Origin of the sequence: Mesorhizobium sp. M7A.F.Ca.CA.001.08.2.1, assembly GCF_003998455.1 — a bacterium.
GTDB lineage: Bacteria > Pseudomonadota > Alphaproteobacteria > Rhizobiales > Rhizobiaceae > Mesorhizobium > Mesorhizobium ciceri.
Genome location: NZ_RZPW01000894.1, coordinates 1 through 2,310 on the forward strand (window position 1 = coordinate 1; position 2,310 = coordinate 2,310).

At 61.1% G+C, this 2,310-nt stretch carries 3 protein-coding genes; 2 read left to right on the plus strand and 1 reads right to left on the minus strand.

Annotated elements, in window-relative coordinates:
* Positions 1-278: helix-turn-helix transcriptional regulator (locus tag EN914_RS39550; protein ID WP_245497895.1), on the minus strand; the 278-nt coding region annotated here is incomplete at its 3' end.
* Positions 279-406: 128 nt separating this feature from the next.
* On the opposite strand from EN914_RS39550, the gene EN914_RS32575 reads away from it, so the two are divergent.
* Both EN914_RS32575 and EN914_RS32580 read left to right on the plus strand, forming a co-directional pair.
* Entirely contained in the window at positions 407-1,417 is a 1,011-nt protein-coding gene (locus EN914_RS32575) for a fatty acid desaturase (protein WP_164779080.1), read from the plus strand.
* 91 nt (positions 1,418-1,508) lie between these two features.
* Positions 1,509-2,310 (plus strand): phosphate/phosphite/phosphonate ABC transporter substrate-binding protein (locus EN914_RS32580; protein WP_127389549.1); only part of this gene is annotated, 802 nt, incomplete at its 3' end.

The window sequence follows — 2,310 nt, forward strand, 5'->3', positions numbered from 1 at the left end:
ATGTTAAGCAGTGTTTCGGCGCGGGGCAGGCGCGTCGAGGCGCCCGACAGCAGTTGCGACAGCGCCGAGCGGTCGATGCCGACCGCGGTTGCAAAGGCCGACTGGTTCAGGTCGGAGCGTGTCAAGAGCATTTTCAGTCGCTCGCGGAAGATCGTCGACAGGTCGCGCTTGTCCATGTCCGTGCTCCACCTGGATTGAGGAAAAATTTGCGCCGGAACCGCTCCGAGGGTGGCGTTAGGCGTAAATGAATCCCTAAGTCTGTTTACAATGTATAACATGTGCGGTCAAAAATGCGCAATCGCAACAGTTTGTGCACTTTGTCTCGTTGAGTGAAATCATTTCTCCTGACACAATGCTGTCAGGAATCAATTGGGATTCCGGCGACTGAGGGGCAGTGGTCGATAGCATGACGAGCAAGAGCATCAGGCGACACAGCGTACGGGCCATTGAGTGGCCAACCGTGGTACTCGCCTTCTTCTGCTACGCGACATGGCTCGCCACCGGTTTCCTGCTCTGGCCTTCCTATCCCGTCCTGGCGCTCGCCGTCCTCGCCTTCACCGCCGCATTGCAGTCGTCGATCATGCACGAAGTGCTGCACGGGCATCCGACGCGCAACGCGCGGGTCAACGAAGCCTTCGTGTTTCTGCCGATCGGTCTGGTCTGGCCGTTCCGCCGCTTCAAGACCATTCATCTGCGTCACCACGCCGACGAGCGGCTGACCGACCCGCTCGATGACCCGGAAAGCTATTATCAGGCGCTCTGGCAGCATGACGAGCTGCCGCCGACGATGAAATTCCTGCTCAAGATCAACAACACCATGGCAGGCCGCTTCGTGCTCGGCCCGTGGCTGTCCTGCGTCGGCTTCTTCATCGACGATGCCAAGCAGGTGATCGCCGGCGACAAGCCGATCCGCAAGGCCTGGCTGCTGCATGCGATCGGCCTGGCCGTCGTGCTGCCGATCGTTCAGTTCGGCTTCGGCATCCCGCTGTGGCTTTACATTCTGGTGCCGGTCTGGCTCGGCCAGTCGCTGATCTCGATCCGTACGTTCGCCGAGCATCAATGGTCGGAACATCCGGAAGGCCGTACGGTGATCGTCGAGCGCTCGCCGCTGTCGTTCCTGTTCCTCAACAACAATCTGCATTTCGTCCATCACAAGACCCCGACCGTGGCCTGGTACAAGCTGCCCAGGCTGTTTCGCGACCGCCGTGAGGAATGGCTGCGGATGAACAATGGCTATGCCTATCCGAATTATTTCGCGCTGGTCAAAGCCTATGCGTTCAAGGCGAAAGAGCCGATCGTGCACCCGGTGCTGCGGCGTGCGCCTGAGCCGGGCAGGGCCTTCAAGCCGCGCATCAGGGCGCGCAGCATCAGCGGGCTCGGCAGTGCGCCGGTTCCCGCCGAGCCGCCCAAGGAATAATTCCGGCCTACCCGGAATCCGTGTCGGCCAATTCTGATTGGACGCCGCGTTTTCGCGATCCTTTTTCCAGACATGATGATTTGATATCGGCATGAGTGAATTGGTTGCGGCGTTGCCGATGTATGATTGGCCCGAAGTGCGCGATGAGGTCGACGCGCAATGGGTGCTGCTGCGCGATGCGTTTCGGCAAAAGGGGATCGACGCGCCGGAAGCCATCGTGCGGCGCAATGGCGACCTGCCGCCGGTGCCGGGCGGAATTCGCGATGCTGCCGGTGCATTGATCGCACCCGATCCCGCGACATTGCCACCGGATGAACTCGATTTCCATAGATTGTGGCTGCATCCTTTGCTGCTGTTCGCGCAGACCTGCTGGGGGCCGATGGAACTTGGCCTGTCCAGGCATGTGCAGGTGGTCGGCCAGCCGAGCTATGACGCCTATGAAGGCGGGCAGGGCGAGCTCTATTCGAGCGCTCTGGTGATGCGGATAGGCGAGGGACCGGAAGTTCGATCGCCTGCGGATGGCAGCGCTCTCATCCCGCTCGATCTGATCCGCGGCAAGCGCTTCATCTTCAACAGCCTCGATTCCATGTCGGGCATCATTGCGCTGACGCGCGACCTGCAAGCGGCCGGCGAAGGCTTGGACATCTTTTCGTCGCGTAGCGAGAGCGGCGGTCACCGCGCTTCAATCGTCGCCATTGCCGAGGGCAGGGCCGATGTTGCAGCGATCGACTGCGAAAGCTGGGCGCTGGCGCAGCGCTTCGAGCCAGCAGCGCGGAAAGTCGCGATCGTCGGCTGGACCGGACGGCGCAAAGGCCTGCCGTTCATCACGGCGAGGGCAACAACGGAAAAGACAGTCAGGGCAATGCGAGAAGCGCTTGCCGGACTATCCGAGC

Coding starts and splice junctions, on each gene's coding strand:
- EN914_RS32575 (WP_164779080.1), top strand. CDS start 407: ATGACGAGCAAGAGCATCAGGCGACACAGCGTACGGGCCATTGAGTGG.